Here is a 20,553-nt window from a genome sequence, read left to right on the forward strand (position 1 = left end):
GCGGCAAAAAAAGAACGGGACAGGCTGCTGCATGCCTGACACATTCCAACAGCCTTCTCCCGCTCTGCCTTTTATAATGAAGCTGCGAGTTAATAATAGGCAGCATTCGCCACTTTAGCGATCTGCCTCATGAAGAAAAGGGTGAATTTATTGCTGAGCCAAATTCGGAAGCTAATGATCGGCGCATTATTATTAAGCGCTTTATTATGGACAAGCAGCCTCCAACTCCTGCAAGCTGCCGCCATGCCGGAGCAGGAACAAGCAGGCCAATCGTCCCTCCTCGCCCATGCAAAGGCATGGACCGAACAGCTCGCAGCTCAGCCTGCTTTCAAAAGCTGGCAAGGCGCAACGCTCAGCATATCCGCACTTGGCCCTGGCACACACAGCTGGATGGCCAGCGTTATTCAGCACAAAAAAACCGTCGGCTACCTCGTTGTCCATGCAACGGAGAGCGGCGGGTTTGTTTTAGGTGAATATGGGCTTGGCGACTATCTGTATAATTTAACGACGCTGCAGCAATCGCTTCAGCGGCTTGAACTCATTCCATCTGCCATTACGAGTACGCCGCTATATGTCCATCCCCTGCTGTCCGTGTGGAAAATTTCCGGCAAGTCCACTGCATTTACCGATGCCATGAGCGGTGAAGCGCTGCCGCTGAATGATTCTCTCTGGAGCGCCGAGGCAAGTCAGGAGCTCAAGCTTATTCAAGTACAAACGCCTATGACCGCCACTGCGGGCATTGCCAAAGCGGTATCCAATTCCTCATTCAGCCCTTACGAGAAGCTGCAATGGCTGACAGATGCTCCTGTAGACAAGGCTGAATCCAAAGGCTCAATAAAGCTGCTGCACATTTTGGACAAAAAGAAACACCTTACCTATACAGCGGCAAGGTTTAATGGCGACATGCTGTATGTGTGGTCGGCAACGGGCTATCACAGCTGGAATAACGGCGCTGTCTACGTTGCCCTTGAAACAGACGAGCTAGGCGAAAGCCAGCGTTATGTGCCGCTTTCGCTGCTTCTTGAGCTAGGCGACTTTTACCGCTGACGCTCGCTTTTTCCCCGCCACCACATCATTAGACTGACAGGACCCCAGCCGAACCAGCGCGTCAGCCATGGCTCCCTTATCGCCTTCGCTGACGCTTTCATTTGCTTGCGTTCCCCTTTTGGCTTTTCCATATATTCCACAACCTGAACGGTCACATATTTAATTAAATCATCCCCGCTGGCCATTTCTGTCGCTCTCCTTTTTTGCTTAAGTATCAAGACAGTCGCTTCTTAGAACAGTTGTTTCTCACAACCATTGATGATATCAGTTTGCCCTGTCATCTCCAAACATAAACATGCATGAGATTTCCTCCATTGAGCCACGATATAGCTAAGAAAAAAGCCTTTCAAAAGGAGGATGGCATGTGCTTGCTTGCTTTAGATGTTTGATCATTACACTGCTCTTCTGCCTTCCTGCCCATTCCGCATCAATGGCAGCAGAAGAACATAACGCTTCAAAAGACGATGCGGCTCCACCCTCCCAACAATCCGCCCCACATGCTGGGCATTGGACTATGCCTTCTTCCGTCGTACTCATTGATGCAGGACATGGCGGCATAGATGGCGGTGCAACAGCTGGAGGCGTAGTGGAAAAAGACATTAACCTTGCTGTAGCCAAAAAGCTTTATTTGCTTCTAAACAGCCAAGGCATTACCGCCGTGCTGAATCGCACGGACGATTATGCGCTTAGCGACGATAATCGCTGGCATATTAGCGGCTCCCGTCATCGGCGCGATTTGTCGCAACGGCGGCAGCTTACTGAGGAAATTCCTACGCAGCTGCTCGTCAGCCTGCATGTCAATTCGACACCCGACCGCTCGGAACGCGGGCCGCTGGTGCTGCATCAGAGCAGCGGAGAAAGCGCCCTGCTTGCTTTCTGTATTCAGGACACGCTTAATCGCCAGCAGCGTACACGCTTTCTCCCAAGGGAAGGCAAGCCGTTTTATTTACTTAGACGCGTATACCAGCCAGCCGTTATTGTAGAAATGGGCTTCGTCAGCAATAGCGATGATCGAACGATGCTCACCGACCCCCGCGAGCAGCTGCACATCGCATCAGCGATCGCTTCCGGAATTCGGCAATACAAGCTGATCACCAAATGATTGCAGCACCATATCCGATAGCTTGACGATGGAAACAGCGGTGTTCATGGCAGGTATCGACTGTCTTAGAACAGCCGCTGTTTTTTTGCCTGGAGGCCCCACATGACCGATTACGACGCAGGTAACATGCGTAGCGAGATGCTTTTGCACTTCATTCATTTGCTTGCTAATATGCTGCACCGTATACACATCATCGAGAAAAACATCGTTGGACAGCAGCGGTACGCCAACCTCCTTGGATACCTTCGGTACAACGGTCTTATAGGTCGTCCGGCTATCGAGGAAAAACAACCCGCGCTGCTTGCAAACGTCAAGCACGATACGCATAATCCGCTCATCCGCAGTCACCTTGGATCCCATATGATTATTCATGCCAATCGCATGCGGCACATTGTCAATGGCCGCATTGATACGCTTGCGGACTTCGTCATCGCTTAGATCTGCCGTAATGGCTCCGGGACCGAGCCATTTTTTCAAGCCCTTATTTGGCTCCATTGGCATATGCACGATGACATCATGCCCCAGCCGATGCGCCTCCTCTGCATCTTTTTGCGTAGAGGGCATAAACGGCATCACCGCCGCTGTAAACTTGATCGGCAGCTTCAGCATTTCCTCCGTCCCCTCCATATCATTGCCGAAATCGTCAATGACGATGGCAAGGTGGCGCCGCTCCTGTGCAGGGGATTGCGCTTCATTCGATGGTATTTGCGAAACGGACAGCGTCTCCGAGACTAGCTGCTGCTGTATCTGCTGTTGTTGCTGGAATGCATGCGAATGCTGCTCGGCAGCAAAAACGGAAGCGGTTCCTGTCCCATTGCTCATAGACAAAACCAGCATCGTTAATCCAAGCAGCCTAACCGCCTTCTTTTTCCATAAATAGCTTCTCTTCACGTTCACACTTCCACACTCCTCATTCGCTATCTACGCGTCATCACTCATTCCCTTTCATTGTTTGTGAACTTGCGCCAAAATATGCTGAATGCTGGAAATTAATTCGCCGTTATTCTGCTTCCTTTGTCACATATCGCCAAAATCACCAATTCCATAGTAAAATAGCTAGGAAGGATGCTGGATATTTATTTATGAGGAGGCGATTCGTTATGCTCGCTTTAAATAGCTCGATTTGGTCGGAACTGGAAGGTCCTTACGGCTTCGCCGATTCTGTACCGGAAATGCTGCAGCAGCTAGCGCAAAACTATGACTCAGAGGTCAAAGACGAGCTTTACTGGGAACATCTTTATCATCAAAATACGATTTATCCGTGCACCTACGCCGCGGTCCCTTATTTGGCTGAAATCGCCCGGCTCTCGAACGATCCGGAAGTGAAGCTGGATATTTACATCACGTGCGGCTTATTCGAAGCAAACAATTCTTGTCATTTAACATCGGAAATGCCGGCTGAATTTGAGGAATTAGTACCTGATATTACTGCAAAGGTACGGACTGATATTTATCTTTCTTATTATGATGCCATTAAAAAGTTTAGTGAAATGTCCGAGCAGATTGCCGACTATGCGCGGCCTAATAAAGATGACTCAGAGAAGCGTTATATCGCAATCGCAGATGCTGCTTTTCAAGGGGAGCAAGCCGTTGCCAATATGCTGCAAACCCACAGCGAGGGAGATGAATATGTCGCTGCATGCCCTGCTTGTGAGCATGAAACGTACATTTGGCCGGATGAAAGCGGGGAGAAGCTTGTCGCGTACAAGGCAGATCCCGTTTTTAACGACAAGGATACGCCTGTGAATATTACCCCTGCTGATCCTGCAAGCTCGGAGGAATCCAGCCTTCGTTATGTACACAGCCGAGCTGAGCGATTGGGTGATGAGCAGCTTAAGGTGCAGCTGCCCTATTTGGCTGGACACACGAATTGCCCTGCCTGCGGCGAGAAATTTCATATTTGGAAACAGCTGCTTGCCCTCTATAACTAAAAATAAAGCTTTTTCTATTTCATGTTTCCACCTCATTCTACATAAAGGCAGCGTGATCTTTTGCATAAATCATTTTATATTATTTGGACGGTATTGCTTTTATTAATCGGCTCCATTACGCTAGGCTATTTCATTAATAAGACGCTCAACCCAAGCCGGGCTTTTTCGGTTGGGCTAACCTCTAATACGGAAGCAATTCCTACGATTGTGGAGGAAGAGCCTGCTTTTACAATGGAAGAGGAACTGGATGATGAGTATGTATTGGATGAGGAGCCGATAACGGAGACACCATTGGAAAGCGCACCTTTTAAAATATGGGATAACTTGGAGGAATTTGAAGAAAAATTTAATGAAGCTGCACTAATTATGCATCCTTCCATGACGTTGGGAGAAATGACGGTTAAAGAAGGCATTGGAGGGAACTTACTTTTCACTTATGATTTTTCTGATACCCATACGTTGGGCGGAATGATTAATCCAATAGACGGGAGTATAGGAGGAGTGACCATTTACATAATCAACGATGAGACTCCTGAAACATTAGAAAACTTTTTGGATACCGTCAGCATTGCTGTAGCCTCCACTTATCCCCTGTCTGAAATCAATATGAATGTTGAAGACATTCTTATTGATTTATTGTGGGAGGATGTTCCTTATCAAGATTTTTACAACATGGATAGCATCGTTGATTTGAACGGAATCAATTACTCCATCAGCAGCGAAACAGGCTATGGCATCTGGTTCTCCATTCAAGATAGCCAGTTTACTGGAGTTCCTAAATTATATGACGCAACCGATTAGACTGAAAATTTCAACTTCTTAAAGCCAACTTGACTTCCCCCATGACAACATGCTAAATTAAAAATGTAAATTTTGCATGTGCGGTCGTGGCGGAATTGGCAGACGCGCTAGATTCAGGTTCTAGTGGTGTAACAGCCGTGGAGGTTCGAGTCCTCTCGACCGCATTAAATCTTCAACTAACAGGTTCGTGAAATGGCTCTTAGAGCGATTCACGAACCTGTTTTTTTATATGCTTTTGAAATTCAAGCTGCTACACGCTCATCCCAAATGCATCTGCAATCAGCCTGTAGGAATGGATTCGCGCTTTCTCATCATAAATCGGGCTATTGATGAGAATCTCCCCAACATTGTATTCCTTGCTCATCAGAAGCAGTTGTTTCTTTACCTGTTCTGGCGTACCGATAACCCGCCGCTGGCGAGTTTGCAGAATATGATGCCGATCCTGCTCCGTATACGGATAATCGGCTGCAGTCTGCACAGAGGGCAGAAATGGCACCTCCAGACCTGTTTGAATACCGAGGAATAACAAATCGCTGCTCATCGCCAATCGATTCGCTTCTTCTTCCGTTTCAGCGCAAATCACAATAGTTGCAATTATAGAACGTGGATGATTTTGTAATACGTTGTTAGATTTAAAATGCTCGTTATAATGCTGCATCGCCTCTTCTCCGCCAGGCGTGCCGAAAAACTCCGCGAACGCATAAGAAGTGCCCAGCCTTGCCGCTATTCTTGCACTTTCACCACTGGAACCAAGCAGCCATATTTCAGGTGCCGTCGAAATAGCAGGTGCAGCGAGCAGCTTCTCAAACGGATGCCCAGCAGGCATTGAACCATGCAAATAGCCGATAATATCCTGCACCTGCTGAGGGTATTTATTCACATCAACGTATTTATCCTGTTGCAGCGCTCTGGTCGCAAGCGGCATACCGCCCGGTGCCCGACCCAAACCTAAGTCGATACGGTTTGGATGAAGCGCCTCCAGCAGCCGAAAATTCTCTGCAACTTTGTAGGCACTGTAATGTGGAAGCATGATACCGCCAGAACCGACACGAATACGGGAGGTTGCAGCTGCCAAATGGGCGATTAGCACCTCCGGACTTGAGAAAGCAAGCGCACGCATGGAATGATGCTCGGACACCCAAAAACGGGAGTAGCCTAGTTCCTCCACCGCTTGTATGAGACGAGTCGATTGCTGCAGTCCTTCTGTGGCTGTTTTGCCTTCAGGGACAAGTACTTGGTCAAGCACACCTAATTTAATCATATTAATCATTCCTCCTTTTCCCTGTGGGCTTACGGGCAAGATCCAAGACAGAAACGGGTATATTTATATTTCCATTACTATCCACTTGACGATTCGACACTACGACAAAAAATAAATGCATTCGCACGCATACATTATTGCACGCAAAATATGACATGTCAATATCATGTAATTCTTTTAAAAGACTACCTATTACAGGTTTCAAGGTTTCCTTGAGCCCTTATTCCTTATTATTGCCTTTTCAAAGTAAAACAAAATGGACTTGAAACAAAACAAACGTTATCATAGATTAAATGGATTTATGTATAACCCCGTGCCATACGATAATCATAGGTCTTCATTTTATAGAATAGGAGAATCTTATTATGAATAACGAACTTTTAGATAATTGGTTATCCCTTTCGCATATTCAAATGAAAATAAATAATAAACTCGAAATTGCATTTCAAGATAAACATAATATAACCTTGAAAGAATTTTATGTGCTCTATCATTTATTACTAGCAGATGATAAAAAATTGAGACTACAAGACCTGCCTGACTTGGTTGGGCTAAGTCAAAGTGCTGTATCCAGGCTTGTAACCAGGCTAGAAGCAAAAAATTGTAAGGGCCTTGAACGAGATGTTTGCGAGGGCGATCGCCGCGGTGTTTATACACGTCTATCTGCAAGAGGTGAAGAAGAAGTAAGGAAATGTATCGATACCTTTCATCAAATTTATCTCTCTGCTGCTTCTGAACAGAATATTAAACAAGAATTACAAATACTCATCAAAAAAATATAACCTTATCCATAATTAATCAAAACCCAACGTATATACGAATCCAAGTTTTGCACCTCTACTGACGATCCTTACCTCCCTCTTCATTAGAGGGAGGCCTTTTCATGACATTCATTCACCATGAATGAACCGCTTTTTATCGTTTGTATGCACCCCCTAACTGAGCATAAGTTTATTTTGTCGAAGAACCAAAATCAGTAATCTTCAATTTAATTTCAAAGGTTACGGGAACCCGGCTGAACACTTCGTCCCAGTTGTCCTTAACCTTTTTCCATTTATGCGGATATTTAATAGCGAGAGATTTCCCGAATCCAGCTACGTCTACCTTATATTTAGACTGCATTTTCTCCATCACATGATCAATCATCGTCGTTAATCTTTTTTCAAAAACCTTCTCTGCTTCCTTTAAATAAGTTAGCTTGGATGGATTTTCTTCCGTATCCCAATTTTCAATCAATCTCCCGTCTGATTCAATGGCAACGTGAAAGGAAATCTCATCACCCTGCAGTTTTGCAGTCATTTTACTTTTCATGGATTTAATCTCATAGGTAATGTTCTCATTTCTCCAATTATAACTTTTGATTACTCCTCCTTGACCTGTTCCTTGAATCCAGGATAGACTTTCCACATTTTCTTGATTCAAATCGCCAATCCATTTGCTCGAATCCCCCTTAATGATACCGGCACCTGAGAATTCTATTTCCCCCTTTGAACTAACAATATTTTGCAGCAAGAAGCTTTGCTTGGAATGAATCAATCCATCGATTCGAGTCAGATTGACCTCATTCATTACCTTATTGGTTCTGAAACTATTATTGATCATCGAGTTTATCCGAAAAGCGGGAACTTCTTCCGGTTGATTACTAATAAAGGTATCATAAGCCTTCCCCTTGCTAAAAAATACCCGGCAGCTAGGACGTATATCATTATCACGCAGCACGAAGTCCATTAGTTGGTCCATCTTATGCTGTTGTGCCACTTTTGTAGATACTACTATGACTTTAAGATGGTGCCCGATGACTGGACGTTCCCTTCTTGTTGAGTATTGGCGCATAATTTCAAAGACAGAATCCCCTGTTAGGCGCAAATTTGAATACTTCAACAGCTGCTTCTCTTTTGACTTTTCTTGCCGTTCGAACGATTTTATTGGAACAATTTGTATGGTAGCTGTAATCAGATTTTTTTTCTTATAATTGGCGCCTTGTCTTTCCAGATTGCGTTCAACTTCAGGCCGTTCCCCTACATCCAGAGCCAGACCTGCATAAACACTTAAATCCTCAATTTCTTTACTGCTCCAGCAGCCTTGAGTGACAACAAGTGACGATAAAAGAAGTAAAGAAAACAAGTTTTTAAATCTATACATGATGATTCAAAACCTTCTTTCTAAAGAGCAATATGACAGTAAGTAAGACAGGCACGAGAAAAAACAAAAAGATCCCCATCTTGCCTATCGTATCACCTAGCTTAAAAACTTCATTTATTCGCACAGGAAGCATCGTAGTGATAAATATAACGGGGATTAATCCAAATATCACCGGGTGAATTTTAAGATGAAAAACCTGTGAAATTCCTAACGAAGCATTAAAGTAAAAACTGGTGAAATTGCAAAATAACTGCATCATCCAAATGACTAGAAACGGAAACTCAAAACGTTCAAAAATTAATCCTGTAATTTCAAAGCTGCGAAGAAGATCGATTGTAGGCCAGGTGCTATTCAGCACCGAATCAATTGACATTCCCCCTATAACGACAACTACAGTCATAAGGTATAGCACAAAAGGAACGCCTATTCCTGCAACAGTTGCTTTGACTGCCCGCTCGGGATGCTGCATATGGGCGACGAGAGTCATGATTACTTCGCATCCTGTAAATATAAGTACAGTTGATTTCAACCCTTTGAATACGGGGAGGACTCCTTCGCTCAAAACAGGACGTAAATTATCAATATCAAATAATCGAATACTGAGGAAATACGAAAGCACCAGTATTAGAATGCTGATTGGGAAAATAATTTGAAAAACTCGTGCAATGGAATTAATCCCTCCAAAGCAAATATAGGTGCCCACCCAAATAAAGGGAATGACAATAGCCCAGATCGGAGTTCCTTCCAGCAAGTAATACATGGTTATCTCTGCAAATATCCTTACCTCAAAACCCGCAATAATAATGTAATAGCAAATCAAGCAAACACCTAAGATTCCGCCAGGTATAGTGCCTACAATTCTTTTAGAGTATTGATATACCGTGTTATTAGGAAATTGCTGACTTAATTTCACCATGACCATCGTTACCAAAATGACGATAATGCCGCCTAATAGCACAGAAAGCCAGACATCCGGTGTTTGTGCAGCTTCGATCACACCTCGGGGCAAGGTCAAAATACCAGCCCCCAGCACTGAATCCGTAATAAAGATCGATGTTTGTGTTGTGGTGATTTTATCATCGTTGCGAATAAACACGTTTGCGCCCCCTCTCTAAGCCGTTACTATCTTCGCTTCTTATCTTGCGTCTTCATCATGTCCGGTCGTTTATTCATAAAAGGCAGCGGGGAACGCAGAAATAAATCCTTCCAGTCGTTAAAGCGAAACGGTGAGATCGGAGTCACATAAGGAACTCCAAAGCTTTTCAGCTTGCTTAAATGACCGCAAATTAACAATATAAACAAAATGGTTCCAAACATCCCTAGCACTGCCGCACATAACATGCCAGCGAAACGTAATATACGCAGTGTAATCCCTGCGCTATATACGGGTATCGAGAAAGACGATATAGCCGTCACAGCGACTACGATCACCAAAAAAGGACTGACAATTCCTGCCTGGACCGCTGCTTCACCAATGATCAAACCGCCAACAATGCCCATTGCCGGTCCAATAGGCTTAGGCAAGCGAATGCCTGCCTCACGCAATATTTCAATCGATATTTCCAAAATCATCACTTCTATCAATGAAGGAAAAGGGACACCCTGCCTTGTTTCAATGATCGTAACGGCAAGCTCTGTCGGGATTAAGCCCGGATGAAAGGAAATAAACGAAATATACAAAGCTGGTGCCATAAGGGCCAAGAACGCTGCGAAAAATCGCAGCATGCGCAAAAGAGTCCCCGGCAGCCAACGATCATAATAATCCTCAGGCGATTGCAGCAGCATGCTAAACGTCACTGGAACAATTAGAGCAAAAGGAGTGCCGTCCAATAGAATGGCAATCCTTCCTTCTAACAATCCGCTAATGACCCGATCCGGGCGTTCTGTATTTTGAGTTTGCTGAAATGGGCTTAGGTAATCATCTTCAATGAGCTGTTCCACATAACCCGATTCAGCAATGAAATCCATATTGATTTTTCCAACTCGATCTTTTACCTCCTGAAGCAGGTCTGGATTAACAATTTCCTTCATGTAAGCAATAACCAGCTTCTTTTTAATTCGAGTTCCTACCTCGTACATATTTATTTCCAGATCTTCACTGTAGCCTTGTCTGCGCAGCATCGATGTGTTCTCACTTAATACCTCGGTAAATCCGATACGAGGACCTCGAAGCAAAGCCTCAGAGCTTGGTTCATTGATTGCCCTGGTCTTCATTCCTGACGAGCTGATAAGCAGGGCGTGAGGCATGCCTTCAATGAACAAGGCTGTAAAACCCATCAAAATGGATTGTTTTAAATCATGAAGTTCTGCAACTTCATAGGCTTCGCAAACAGGTAGTACTTTATCTTTAAGATACGAGGAGAACTCCAATGGATTAACGAAATGGCTCCCGTCAGTCATATCATGCTTAACATCTTTCATTAAAATGTTCATGACCTGCTTACTGACCAGCTCTTCATTTTGCATCCCATCTACAAAAACGAGCGTAGCCCGAGCATGAAATTCTGTTATTTGAAATTCACGAAAATGGACATCACTGTTACTGCCAATAGCTTGTTTAATTGCATTCAAATTTTCATCATAATCTTCGGACAAATTCGAAGGAGCGGCATGGTGCTTACTCTTCCGTTCTTTTTGGATAGGAGCATTCTTTTTTGTAACTAATGACCGCAAATATTTATTTAGATAATAAAGAGTAATAGCAATGATCAGGCTTAAAATAGCCTGCGCACAAACTTTCCAATCAGGGAGGTGCGATATTATAACAGACCACACGCTATTCCATCCTTCCTAAATAAAGCTCAATTTTAACTTGTCCCTTTATTTTCTTTTCATGCACCATTTTTCAGAAAATCAAAAAGCCCGATTTAGATCGAAGTTGACGATCTAAATCGGGCTAGCGTTCATTTTTTCACAAATTCGGACTAATGGTTGATATCACATTTGTTCAATATGAACGAAATTTGATTTTCAAGTCGATTGATCGCTTCTTGTGCTTCTTTGTCCTCCGCTTGCTGTTCACGAAGCGATTCGAGCTCCTGCTTAAGTTGATGCAGATCATCTCCCGCATTTGCACAATCATAATTACTCTCGAGGCTGTCGAGCATGTTTTATCCCCCAATCCATAGGTAAGTGTACTTGAGTATTATGATGAATTTCCATTCATTTATTCATTTCCCTCAGATTTCACTATCGCCTATGCCTCGACCTTGTTTCACACCCCTCTATTCCTAAATTTTAATTGTCAGTTCAGTCACACTTTTTACGGCTTCCTTTGTAGGTTGCTGTTCTGAAGCTCGCGCCGCAGCCGCAGGAGGCTTTCGCATTAGGGTTGTCGATCGTAAATCCGCCAGTCATGCCTTGATTTTGGTAGTCAATTTTGATCCCTTCTAAAAATTCGATGCTCCGTTTATCCCATACGATATTGAAGGTTTCAGTCGGCAATACCTCATCTTCTTCCGTCAATAGGTCGTCTAGTTTAATATTGTAAGATAATCCGCTGCATCCGCCGTCTTCAATACCTACTCGAAGAAACAGATCAGCAATATTTTTATCCAAGATCATTTGATGGATAGCCGATTTGGCCTTTTCACTGATTTCTATCATCTCAGTCACTCCTCACTAAGTATCGCGATAACGAAGCTTGAATGGCTTGTGCTCGTTCATAGATCAGCATACCGGGGAGGTTAAACGGGGGATCCCCACCTTCCAACAATAAAGCCCGAGCAGCTGCGGTATATTTCTTGGCCATTTTAATTTCAGCCATTCCACCAATTGATGTGTCGGCTTCATCTGATTGCTTGCTGATGTTTTTTTCAATTAGCCCGATTTTTCTTTCAAAATCTCTTATAGCTCGCATATTCTTTTTCAGTCGCTTTTTTAGTTTGCGATCAGCACCCTCTATTGGTGTAGAGATATAGCGGTATTGCCAGTATTGGTAAGGTAAACCGGGAAGCAAGCCTTCAAAGGCCAATCTCAAACTATACTGGCCATCAAACACGATACCTACAATAGGAAATCCTAGTTTAATGACTGGCAAAATGAGAGCTTGAAGTTCCGCAACCGTTCCACTTTCCATATTTTTTGCAGCAATTACCGTGCCGCTAAATACTTCATATAAGATGTAGAACGTTTCGTTCCCCTTTTTTTGCTGCACACCGTGCATCGACAAAAGGATGCTGCCATTGAGCTCAGTCGTCACATGAAGTGCTGCAGTGAGTTCGCTTACCGTCATATGTGGCGTAAAGCACAACTCTCCTAAAAGGCTTAGCACATCCCCACCATAGGATGACTGTTTCATACCGAGCATTTCGGCTTCCGCAGATTTGTAGAAAATGCCTTTGTGCGAGCAAATCATATTTTTGCATGTGTAGGCTATACTCCATGCTTCAATGACACCGTTTAACGTCGTAATTTCTTTGTGCCAAGCCGTATGGGCACGCTGTAATTTCTTCTCACAATGCGGGCAAAAAGTAAATTCGGATCGAAAATATATTTTACGATTTTCCTCTTGCCGGTTTTTCGAAAGCAAGGCGAACACTCCTCAAAAGGTCTCACGATATCGGAGGCGTTGTGAACTTCCAGCCCGCATTCCTCAGCAATTGGGATAGCCAATTCACGCAGTGGTTGAATCGCCTTTTCCCCATCTGCCTTATCACCTGCATATAACCCGGCAATCACTATAACGCGTTTGTTATGCATTGCTTCAGGCACACTAGGCAACGAAGGCAGCTGGAAGGTCATCCTATTAAAGGACACTTCATTTGTTTTTCAAGCTTGAAGTTTGAAGACTTGCTCTATTTGCTTCAGTTGCTGGTGTAATCCGCGTGCTAGCCAATAAACTCATAACGATTAACAAGAGATGAAAGCCCATCGTTACCGTTAATGCAGCTTGCATCGACATCCCAGCAGCTTGACAGACAACTAGGATGGAACCGCCTATCCCAATAACGACGCCCGGTGTAAAAGAATCTGCAAATTGCAGATTTGCCGAGGTTTTGCCAACCCCTTCTTTTCCTGTTTGGGAAAAGGCCACAACGCCGCTAATCGGATGCGCCAATCCAATTCCGATCCCCGCTATAATTTGGCCAACAACCGCCACAGCAACGGTTACAACGGGTACCCAAAATACGAAGGCAATCCCAATGGCAAGCAGCAGCACACCAAGAATAATTCTGGCATGACGTCCACGCCCCTGGTCTGCCGAATCCCAACGTCCTTGCAGATAAGCAATGACGCACCAGCTCAGTGCGGCGCTAGCTACAATTAATCCGGCCTGAGAAGGTGTAATTCCTTTCACATCTATTAAAGCCAATACCAGAAAATTTTGTGTGCTCGTATAAGCGGCAAAGAATAGCCCACGTGTTGCGAGAATAGCCGGCATGCCTCTTCTCATAGCAAGCGTTCCCTTGGGGAGCAGTTTGCGCAGCGGATATACCATTAGCACTAAGCCGATAATGCCTAAAACAAACCCTGTAATGGTCGGCAGCTTGCTGAGACCAACTAATAAAATCCCCGTACCGACCGTCAATAGCAACGCCATCCATGTAGCGGCAGCTCCATTTTCCCCTTGTGTCCCCTGCGTTTTCAGCTTCCTAAAAGCAGGCAGGCTAAGCAGCGCTGAAACGATCAGGATCGGTAATATTCCCCAGAAAACGAAGCGCCAGGACCATTGATCGGCGATAAGGCCTGCAACGTATGGGCCGAGCATAGATGGAAGCACATAGGCAGTACCGAATGCTCCGAGTATTTTCGCACGTAATTCATCGGGGTAGCTTAAAGATATTGCCGTGTAAACACAAGTCATCATGGCACCGGCACCTAGGCCCTGCATGGCTCGCGCCAAAATCATCATATACATATCGCTTGCTGTCGCCGCAGCGATCAGTCCAACGATGAATAATAACAGGGCGTAAGTGAACGGTGCTGCTGGCCCTTTTCGATCAATGATACGACCAACGACCAAGGTGCCAATAATCTGCGCAAGCAGATACGTGCTGAATATCCAGCCAAATAGGTCAATGCCGTTCAAGTCGCCAGCGATGGAAGGAGCAATCGTCGTTACCGAAAGGCCTTCGAATCCAACCGCCATCACGGACAGGATAATTCCTATAGACAATGCAAAGTAACGCGGGCTGAAAATACTTTGATGATTAGACATTAAAATTGACCTCCAAACAAGATTGTTATGTATACACCGTATCCGGATACTTAGTAAACATTTTTCTTTACAAAGTATACGGTACCGTTCACCTTTGACTTTGTCAACATTTTTATTTAAAATGTAAGGAGCGATGTAGTAGATCCAGTTGCTTAATAAGGAGGGCACCATGAGCCGAAATCAAACAAATAAAGATTCCTCGACCAGAACCCGAAGAGCGATCATTGATCTGCTAAAGCAGCAGGGCGGGATGGATGTGATGGCACTAGCCTCCGAATTTATGCTATCTGGAATGGCGATTCGCCAGCATTTAAATGCCCTGAAAGAAGAAGGATTAGTTACACATGAAGAAGAAGCCCGCCCCATGGGCCGGCCGGCAAAGCTATGGAGATTAACTCCCGAAGCTAATCGTTTTTTTCCAAGCGGTTATTCGGAGTTGTCCGTCAGTTTGATCCATTCGATGAGAGAGGCTTTCGGTAACGAGGGGTTAGACAAGCTGCTCGCTGTCCGGGATAAAAATATGCAAGCGCAATATCTTCAGCACCTTGGTGACGCATCGGACATAAGGGACAAGCTAGAGAAGCTGGCCGAGATTCGAACAAATGAAGGCTATATGGCCGAGATTAAGGAGCAAGACGATGGGAGCTATCTATTTATTGAGAAGCATTGTCCGATTTGCGAGGCTGCCGTAGTCTGTACCGGGTTATGTAAAAATGAGCTGCATTTATTCCGAGCTGTTCTCGGAGAGCAGGCGCTTATCGAACGGGTGGAGCATATTTTGGTGGGAGGCCGAAACTGTGTCTACAGGGTTAGCATAGGCAAGCAAGCCTAATTCTGCTTAAATAAAGACCCGCAAGACGGTCGCTTGGCTCACCAAGCAGCTGTTCTTACGGGTCTTAGTTTACTATTCAGCCTATTTTTTTGAACGTTTATTAGCAGATGCTTTAGCCCGCTTTGCGCGTCTCGCACTCGAAACCATAACATTTTTCTCCGTATGCGTGAAATGCTGCTTGTAGACAGGACAACAATGATGCTGCTTCACGGTTTCAATGTTTTGAACGACATTCACAAGCTGTGGGTGATAGTAGTTCTCGTATTGTACAATCGGAGGATCATAGATCGTCTGCGTTGGACAATCGGGACAAAAGTTCATGTCATTCATACCGCCTACATTACCCATATTGCCTATAACACCCATATTATAGTAATTATTTCTGTTCAAAATAATTATCCCCTTTCGGTTTTGGAATACACGTTATTGTATTCGCAGAAAGAGAATGCGGCTTGTATGTTTGACATGGAAGGCTATGGCCTCCCCTATTTCTGCGGCTTGGAGTGCGTGATACGAGCTCAAGCCTTGCTTTCACGCAGCAGCTCTATTTTGATCCTATGCATAAACGGCTGCCGCCGTCCTCTGGCGGCAAAGCTACCGTTTCGCGTTGAAATAGAAGCCCATTATAAGGATCGTACTTATCATTTCTTATATTCAACAAAAATTTTACGTCGCTCATAAGAAAAAACAATCATCGACACGCCCAATATCGCGCATATCATATACATAAAGGAATAAGAAAAAATATCCGCTATCGGCCCCATAATAACTCCTCCAAGCGAAACGCCCAAATCCGCCATCGCAATAAATAAACCAATTAATACATTACGATTCAATTGCGGCAATACAAACGTTAAATAAGTTGTTAATGTAGGATAAAGCAGCGCCTGAGCGATCCCCATCAAACCTGCACCGACATAGAAAAACCCGGCTCCACCCCTTGCAGAAAAGCCCACACATAACGCTGCTGCAGCTAGCATCAGCATAATAACCATGATAAAAGCAGAATGCCATTTTCCGTCTGATGGAATTTTCTTTCGTAATACAAAGCGGGCCACTACTACCGCTCCTGCCTGCAGCATGAGATAAATAGCCGCATTGCCACCTTCGACTTGTGCAGCGTAAAGCGGTATGAAGGTGGTTACCGCTCCAAATACAAGGGAAGCGATCAGCATCAGCACACTGCATTTGAACAAATGCGGGTTTTTGAATAACTGGCCAAAGGAAGCGGACATTTTTGCCCCCTGCTCTGACTTGTCGGGAAAAGGCTTGGCCTCTTGATTGTCCATTTTGGCGCTATACCCTACTACGCCTGTAAGGACAGCAATGGCAATCATCGCCACAGTAAAATCATTCATCTGCCCTGTTTGCCAAATGCCTAAAGCCAGTAATGGACCAATAATACCCGGCATCGAAGCGCATAAGGAATACATGGAAATCCCCTGTGAACGATCCTTTTCTGGCAGCGCATCGATAATGCCCAGTTGCAAAGCCATGGAGAAAAAAGCCGTACATACGCCTTGCAGCATGCGAGCGACGAAATAGCCCTCTAATCCCGTAAACGTATATAGGATTAAAGCAAAGCCATTCATAATAAGAATGGTGCGCAGCACACGGATGGGTCCGTACCTTTGAATCATTTTGCCCGCCCATGGCCGAAAAAACATCGTTGTAAATAAATACGCCCCCATAATGATACCAATCGTTGTATTGGTAGCGCCAAGCGATTCTCCCTTCAAGGGGATAATGACATTAAGTATGGAGTTTGCACTAAAATACAACAGGGTCAAAATATATAATCGAACAAAAGGCCATGATAGAGCTCCTCTCACCACTTCTGCTCCTTCCTCTATTCTCCTTGTGACTGGCTCTGGAACTCTCTTTGCTGCTAGCGTCAGGTAATGATCATCTGCAGCAATCTCCTTGCATACGCTGACTGGACGTCTTTTAATTGTTCCATATGGACCATTTCTTCGATTTGACCATTTCTAATCATCAAAACTTTATCGCAAATATAAGCGGCAGCCTGAATATCATGGGTGATGAAAATATAAGCCATGTTGTAAATTTTCCTCAAGCTTTTTAGCAATTCCAGCACCTGCATTTGCACGGAGCCGTCCAAAGAGCTAATCGCTTCATCAAATACGATACATTTTGGTTCTGTTGCAACGGCTCTTGCAATGCATACGCGTTGAGCTTCCCCACCCGATAGCTCATGCGGATATTTTTTTCGATAGGACGTGTTTAAGCCCACCTGCTGCAGGAGCAAATCCATTTTGTCCTGAGCTTCAAGGCGACCTCTGCTTTGCTGCTTCAAAGGCTCCATCAGTGCCTGTTCTACTGTATAAAAGGGGTTAATCGAGGAGGAATAGTCCTGAAATACGGCGCTAATCTGTCCCCGTCTCGCTCGTCGATCCTCTACGTTGTTCCCCTCAAATAAAATCGTTCCGCTATCAGGCTTTTCAAGCCCCAATAATAATCGTCCCAATGTCGATTTGCCGCTTCCGCTTTCCCCGATAATGCCCAAGCATTCACCCTGCCCGCATTCGAAGCTAATGTCTGTCAGCACCTGCTGTATTTCTTTTGAGAAAAATCCGCCTTTTAAATAGGTTTTATGAACATGGTCAACGCTGAGCAAGGCTAACTCCTCCCATTAATCGCTTGAAATGATCATTCAGCGCTTGCTTCGAGGATACTAAATATCGGGTATAGGCATGCGCAGACTCCGAGAAAATAAACGGGCTCGTCCCGCGATCCACAATTTCCCCTTCTTTCATAACCAGAACGTCATCCGCTATTTTTCGGACGATGCCTAAATCATGTGAAATAAAAATCATCGAGCAGCCCATTTTCTCCCGCAATTGAATAAATTGTTCAACGACCTCGAACTGCGAGATCGTATCAAGAGCCGTCGTCGGCTCATCCGCGATAACGATAGCAGGCTCTAGCACCAGAGTGAGCGCAATCATAATCCGCTGCAGCATGCCGCCGGACAACTGATGCGGATACATATTCATCACCGCGATCGGATCTTTCAGCATCACGCTTTCCATAGCACGTTTCATTTTAGCCGTTATTTCTTCTCGGCCCCAACCGAAATGGCAGGCCAGCGTTTCCCGCAAATGAACGCCGACCACGCAAGAAGGATCAAAGGCACGCATTCCATTTTGCAAAATCATACACAGCTGCTTGCCTCGTTTTTTCCTCATTTCCTTTTCTGAAAGCTCGCTGAGATTGACCCCGTTAAACAAAATGTCCCCAGCTTGGCGGATGCCAGGCTTGTTTAATCTCATGATGGCTCTGCATGTGAGGGATTTCCCGCTTCCGCTTTCGCCGACAATGGCTAGGCAGCGGCCTTGCTTGACATGAAAGGAGCTGCCCGGAACAATGACCTGACCCGTCTGGCTGTCCCAAATTTTCAAATTCGCCACTTCCAAAATAGCCATAAAATCAAGCCACCTCCTTGCCTTGTAGTCTAGCAATGGCAGCAAGTCCCCGTGCTTGCTGTTTATATTTGGAGGCCAATAATTTAGGATCCAAAGCAACCTGAAGCGCATCCGATAAAAAATTGATCGCCGATACGACTATAATAATCGTTAAACCGGGCGCGAGCATAAACGCTGGCTTTGAGAACATTACTTCCCTCGCCTCATTTAACATCATGCCCCACTCCGCATTCGGAGCCTGAATGCCTAAGCCAAGAAACGAAAAGCCTGATAATTGCAATATCATGGAACCGAAGGAGCTGCTTGCAATGACCGCAATTTCCGGAAGCGCTACTGGAACAATATGCTTGGCTATGATTTTGAGGTTGCTGACACCAAGCACTTTGGAAAATTTCACATAGTCGGATTCAGCATATTGCATCACAGAAGTTCTAATGATTCGCGCAAACCATGCCCATTTCATCAAGACGAAAGCGAGCAAAATATTTTCAAGGCCTACTCCCAAAATACCGATCACGGCCAAGGTCATGACATAGCCAGGGAAAGAAAGCATCACATCACAAATTCTCATCACAATGGCATCTATGATCCCTCTAAAGTAACCGGCTATTAAGCCTAAAACCGCTCCAATTCCGACTGATACGGCCAATGCAGCAAGCACCCAAAGCACACTAGGACGGATTCCAAAAATTAATCTCGATAAAATGCAGCGCCCAAGGTGATCGTTGCCTAACAAATACTCCCACGATGACGCAGCATATCGAAGCTCCATATGCACTTCTTCAGGATCATGCGGAGCAAATAAAGGAGCGAATATGCCGGCAGCCAGGGTCAAAACAAGAATCGATAAAGAAGCTGCGGCCAGCTTATCTTTCAACAGAAATCGCAATCGTTTCATTTAGTGTCCCTTCCTTAATTTAGGGTTCATCGCCGCATTCATAATGTCAGAAACGGTGTTGAACAGCACAAAAGCCATGGCGAGTACAAGGACATACGCCTGAATGATCGGGAAATCCCTGCTAAGAATGGCTTTAACACTCAGCGTTCCTAACCCCGGCCATGCAAAAATATTTTCCACAACGACCGTGCTGCCTAAAATAATCGGGATCGCCATACAAAACACTGATACAGCAACCTGCAATGAATTTCTCAATATATGCATCGTTATTTTCATCTCTGGCAAACCGCTTGCCCTGCCATACAGCACGTAGTCTTCATTCATATTACTTAACATCGAGCTTCGAACGATTCGAAAATAAATGCCTGTATAACTGATCGTGATTACAAGAACCGGTAAAATATAACTTGCGTACGAATCCATCCCGCTTGTCGGCAGCAAATCCAATTGCACGGAAAAATACCAAACCATAAGCGCCGCAAGCCAATAAGGCGGCATGGAGGTTAGAAAAAAGGAAACGCCTCTAATCGATTTATCGGTCATTTTCCCTTCTCTAAGGGCACTAATTACACCTAATCCAATGGACAGCGCAATAATGGCAGCCGCCGACACCAACGTCAGCTTTAACGTATTTAGAAAAGCGGGAGCCAGCAAGGACCACACGGTTTTGCCGGTAACATACGAGTTCCCGAAATCAAGCTGCAGGCATGACACGAACCAGTTCAAATAGCGGATTAGAAATGGCCGATCCATCCCAAGCGCTGCTTTCGTTTCCGCTATTAATTCATCCGTAATGGCCGGCACGCCTTGCGCGTGCAATATGACTTCAGCCGGATCTAACGGGGACAAATTGTTCAAGCCAAACGTTAAAAAAGATATGATTACAAGCAACGGAATCGAAAGGAGTGACCGTTTGATAATATAGCTGACCAT

22 protein-coding genes and 1 tRNA gene are annotated in these 20,553 nt (G+C 44.8%); 7 read left to right on the forward strand and 16 right to left on the reverse strand.

Features of this window, described 5'->3' with window-relative positions:
- Positions 1-150 precede the first annotated feature (150 nt).
- Positions 151-1,047: a hypothetical protein gene (locus ASF12_RS28155; RefSeq protein WP_056041796.1), complete on the forward strand. Its 897-nt coding sequence runs from the start codon at positions 151-153 to the stop codon at positions 1,045-1,047.
- On the opposite strand, the gene ASF12_RS28160 is transcribed toward ASF12_RS28155, so the two are convergent.
- Positions 1,038-1,232, reverse strand: a complete 195-nt coding sequence (locus tag ASF12_RS28160; RefSeq protein WP_056041798.1) for a YqzE family protein — start codon at positions 1,230-1,232, stop codon at positions 1,038-1,040. The genes ASF12_RS28155 and ASF12_RS28160 overlap by 10 nt on opposite strands.
- A 179-nt stretch (positions 1,233-1,411) precedes the next feature.
- Between ASF12_RS28160 and ASF12_RS28165 the strand changes: the two genes are divergently transcribed.
- Positions 1,412-2,149 carry an N-acetylmuramoyl-L-alanine amidase family protein gene (locus tag ASF12_RS28165; protein WP_235533308.1) on the forward strand — a complete coding sequence of 246 codons (738 nt, stop codon included), beginning with the start codon at positions 1,412-1,414 and terminating at the stop codon, positions 2,147-2,149.
- On the opposite strand, the gene ASF12_RS28170 is transcribed toward ASF12_RS28165, so the two are convergent.
- On the reverse strand, positions 2,102-3,046 hold the full coding sequence (locus tag ASF12_RS28170; RefSeq protein WP_235533309.1) for a divergent polysaccharide deacetylase family protein: 945 nt from the start codon (positions 3,044-3,046) through the stop codon (positions 2,102-2,104). The two genes, ASF12_RS28165 and ASF12_RS28170, sit on opposite strands and share 48 nt — an antisense overlap.
- Positions 3,047-3,249: 203 nt before the next feature.
- Here ASF12_RS28170 and ASF12_RS28175 point away from each other — a divergent pair, with 203 nt between their 5' ends.
- From ASF12_RS28175 to ASF12_RS28185, 3 genes are all read left to right on the forward strand, one after another.
- Positions 3,250-4,080 (forward strand): hypothetical protein, encoded by an 831-nt coding sequence (locus tag ASF12_RS28175; RefSeq protein ID WP_056041802.1) that lies wholly within the window; start codon positions 3,250-3,252, stop codon positions 4,078-4,080.
- 231 nt (positions 4,081-4,311) lie between these two features.
- Positions 4,312-4,881, forward strand: a complete 570-nt coding sequence (locus tag ASF12_RS28180; protein ID WP_155973511.1) for a hypothetical protein — start codon at positions 4,312-4,314, stop codon at positions 4,879-4,881.
- A gap of 80 nt (positions 4,882-4,961) precedes the next feature.
- Positions 4,962-5,045, forward strand: a tRNA-Leu gene (locus ASF12_RS28185).
- Positions 5,046-5,131: 86 nt separating this feature from the next.
- Here ASF12_RS28185 and ASF12_RS28190 read toward each other — a convergent pair.
- A complete protein-coding gene (locus tag ASF12_RS28190) occupies positions 5,132-6,142 on the reverse strand; it encodes an LLM class flavin-dependent oxidoreductase (RefSeq protein ID WP_056041805.1) in 1,011 nt (336 codons plus the stop codon).
- 365 nt (positions 6,143-6,507) lie between these two features.
- On the opposite strand from ASF12_RS28190, the gene ASF12_RS28195 reads away from it, so the two are divergent.
- The gene (locus ASF12_RS28195; protein WP_155973513.1) at positions 6,508-6,924 is read left to right on the forward strand and encodes a MarR family winged helix-turn-helix transcriptional regulator; all 417 of its coding nucleotides are present in this window, start codon (positions 6,508-6,510) and stop codon (positions 6,922-6,924) included.
- A 169-nt stretch (positions 6,925-7,093) separates the two neighbouring features.
- Here the strand turns inward: ASF12_RS28195 and ASF12_RS28200 are convergent, their stop codons facing one another.
- From ASF12_RS28200 to ASF12_RS28230, 7 genes are all read right to left on the reverse strand, one after another.
- Positions 7,094-8,284: a Ger(x)C family spore germination protein gene (locus ASF12_RS28200; RefSeq protein WP_056041808.1), complete on the reverse strand. Its 1,191-nt coding sequence runs from the start codon at positions 8,282-8,284 to the stop codon at positions 7,094-7,096.
- Complete coding sequence (locus ASF12_RS28205) at positions 8,277-9,380, reverse strand: GerAB/ArcD/ProY family transporter (RefSeq protein ID WP_056041810.1); 1,104 nt, start codon at positions 9,378-9,380, stop codon at positions 8,277-8,279. Before ASF12_RS28205 ends, ASF12_RS28200 begins: the two co-directional genes overlap by 8 nt.
- A gap of 26 nt (positions 9,381-9,406) precedes the next feature.
- A complete protein-coding gene (locus ASF12_RS28210; RefSeq protein WP_056041812.1) occupies positions 9,407-11,059 on the reverse strand; it encodes a spore germination protein in 1,653 nt (550 codons plus the stop codon).
- Positions 11,060-11,208: 149 nt separating this feature from the next.
- Complete coding sequence (locus ASF12_RS28215; protein WP_056041814.1) at positions 11,209-11,391, reverse strand: hypothetical protein; 183 nt, start codon at positions 11,389-11,391, stop codon at positions 11,209-11,211.
- A 142-nt stretch (positions 11,392-11,533) separates the two neighbouring features.
- Positions 11,534-11,890 (reverse strand): HesB/IscA family protein, encoded by a 357-nt coding sequence (locus tag ASF12_RS28220; RefSeq protein WP_056041816.1) that lies wholly within the window; start codon positions 11,888-11,890, stop codon positions 11,534-11,536.
- A 1-nt stretch (position 11,891) separates the two neighbouring features.
- Positions 11,892-12,824: a transposase gene (locus ASF12_RS28225; RefSeq protein WP_442952560.1), complete on the reverse strand. Its 933-nt coding sequence runs from the start codon at positions 12,822-12,824 to the stop codon at positions 11,892-11,894.
- Positions 12,825-13,043: 219 nt separating this feature from the next.
- On the reverse strand, positions 13,044-14,444 hold the full coding sequence (locus ASF12_RS28230; RefSeq protein WP_056041819.1) for an MFS transporter: 1,401 nt from the start codon (positions 14,442-14,444) through the stop codon (positions 13,044-13,046).
- A 169-nt stretch (positions 14,445-14,613) separates the two neighbouring features.
- Between ASF12_RS28230 and ASF12_RS28235 the strand changes: the two genes are divergently transcribed.
- Positions 14,614-15,276 (forward strand): helix-turn-helix transcriptional regulator, encoded by a 663-nt coding sequence (locus ASF12_RS28235; RefSeq protein ID WP_056041821.1) that lies wholly within the window; start codon positions 14,614-14,616, stop codon positions 15,274-15,276.
- An 81-nt stretch (positions 15,277-15,357) separates the two neighbouring features.
- Here ASF12_RS28235 and ASF12_RS28240 read toward each other — a convergent pair whose 3' ends face one another.
- The 6 genes from ASF12_RS28240 to opp1B all read right to left on the reverse strand — a co-directional run bounded on the left by ASF12_RS28240 (position 15,358) and on the right by opp1B (position 20,553).
- A complete protein-coding gene (locus ASF12_RS28240) occupies positions 15,358-15,666 on the reverse strand; it encodes a hypothetical protein (RefSeq protein ID WP_056041823.1) in 309 nt (102 codons plus the stop codon).
- Positions 15,667-15,917: 251 nt separating this feature from the next.
- On the reverse strand, positions 15,918-17,108 hold the full coding sequence (gene cntE, locus ASF12_RS28245) for a staphylopine family metallophore export MFS transporter CntE (protein ID WP_056041825.1): 1,191 nt from the start codon (positions 17,106-17,108) through the stop codon (positions 15,918-15,920).
- A gap of 62 nt (positions 17,109-17,170) precedes the next feature.
- On the reverse strand, positions 17,171-17,914 hold the full coding sequence (locus tag ASF12_RS28250) for an ABC transporter ATP-binding protein (RefSeq protein WP_056041827.1): 744 nt from the start codon (positions 17,912-17,914) through the stop codon (positions 17,171-17,173).
- Positions 17,901-18,722 carry a staphylopine uptake ABC transporter ATP-binding protein CntD gene (gene cntD, locus ASF12_RS28255; protein ID WP_056041829.1) on the reverse strand — a complete coding sequence of 274 codons (822 nt, stop codon included), beginning with the start codon at positions 18,720-18,722 and terminating at the stop codon, positions 17,901-17,903. The genes ASF12_RS28250 and cntD overlap by 14 nt, the downstream gene beginning before the upstream one ends.
- 4 nt (positions 18,723-18,726) lie before the next feature.
- A complete protein-coding gene (cntC, locus tag ASF12_RS28260; protein ID WP_056041831.1) occupies positions 18,727-19,620 on the reverse strand; it encodes a staphylopine uptake ABC transporter permease subunit CntC in 894 nt (297 codons plus the stop codon).
- Positions 19,621-20,553: a nickel/cobalt ABC transporter permease gene (gene opp1B / locus ASF12_RS28265; RefSeq protein WP_056041833.1), complete on the reverse strand. Its 933-nt coding sequence runs from the start codon at positions 20,551-20,553 to the stop codon at positions 19,621-19,623.

The sequence above is a fragment of the Paenibacillus sp. Leaf72 genome (genome assembly GCF_001422685.1).
In the GTDB taxonomy this organism is placed as follows: domain Bacteria; phylum Bacillota; class Bacilli; order Paenibacillales; family Paenibacillaceae; genus Pristimantibacillus.

Coding starts and splice junctions, on each gene's coding strand:
- ASF12_RS28175 (WP_056041802.1), top strand. CDS start 3,250: ATGCTCGCTTTAAATAGCTCGATTTGGTCGGAACTGGAAGGTCCTTAC.
- ASF12_RS28200 (WP_056041808.1), bottom strand. CDS start 8,284: ATGTATAGATTTAAAAACTTGTTTTCTTTACTTCTTTTATCGTCACTT.
- ASF12_RS28220 (WP_056041816.1), bottom strand. CDS start 11,890: ATGATAGAAATCAGTGAAAAGGCCAAATCGGCTATCCATCAAATGATC.
- cntD (WP_056041829.1), bottom strand. CDS start 18,722: ATGGCTATTTTGGAAGTGGCGAATTTGAAAATTTGGGACAGCCAGACG.
- ASF12_RS28195 (WP_155973513.1), top strand. CDS start 6,508: ATGAATAACGAACTTTTAGATAATTGGTTATCCCTTTCGCATATTCAA.
- ASF12_RS28215 (WP_056041814.1), bottom strand. CDS start 11,391: ATGCTCGACAGCCTCGAGAGTAATTATGATTGTGCAAATGCGGGAGAT.
- ASF12_RS28190 (WP_056041805.1), bottom strand. CDS start 6,142: ATGATTAAATTAGGTGTGCTTGACCAAGTACTTGTCCCTGAAGGCAAA.
- ASF12_RS28180 (WP_155973511.1), top strand. CDS start 4,312: ATGGAAGAGGAACTGGATGATGAGTATGTATTGGATGAGGAGCCGATA.
- ASF12_RS28160 (WP_056041798.1), bottom strand. CDS start 1,232: ATGGCCAGCGGGGATGATTTAATTAAATATGTGACCGTTCAGGTTGTG.
- ASF12_RS28235 (WP_056041821.1), top strand. CDS start 14,614: ATGAGCCGAAATCAAACAAATAAAGATTCCTCGACCAGAACCCGAAGA.
- cntC (WP_056041831.1), bottom strand. CDS start 19,620: ATGAAACGATTGCGATTTCTGTTGAAAGATAAGCTGGCCGCAGCTTCT.
- opp1B (WP_056041833.1), bottom strand. CDS start 20,553: ATGGTCAGCTATATTATCAAACGGTCACTCCTTTCGATTCCGTTGCTT.
- ASF12_RS28230 (WP_056041819.1), bottom strand. CDS start 14,444: ATGTCTAATCATCAAAGTATTTTCAGCCCGCGTTACTTTGCATTGTCT.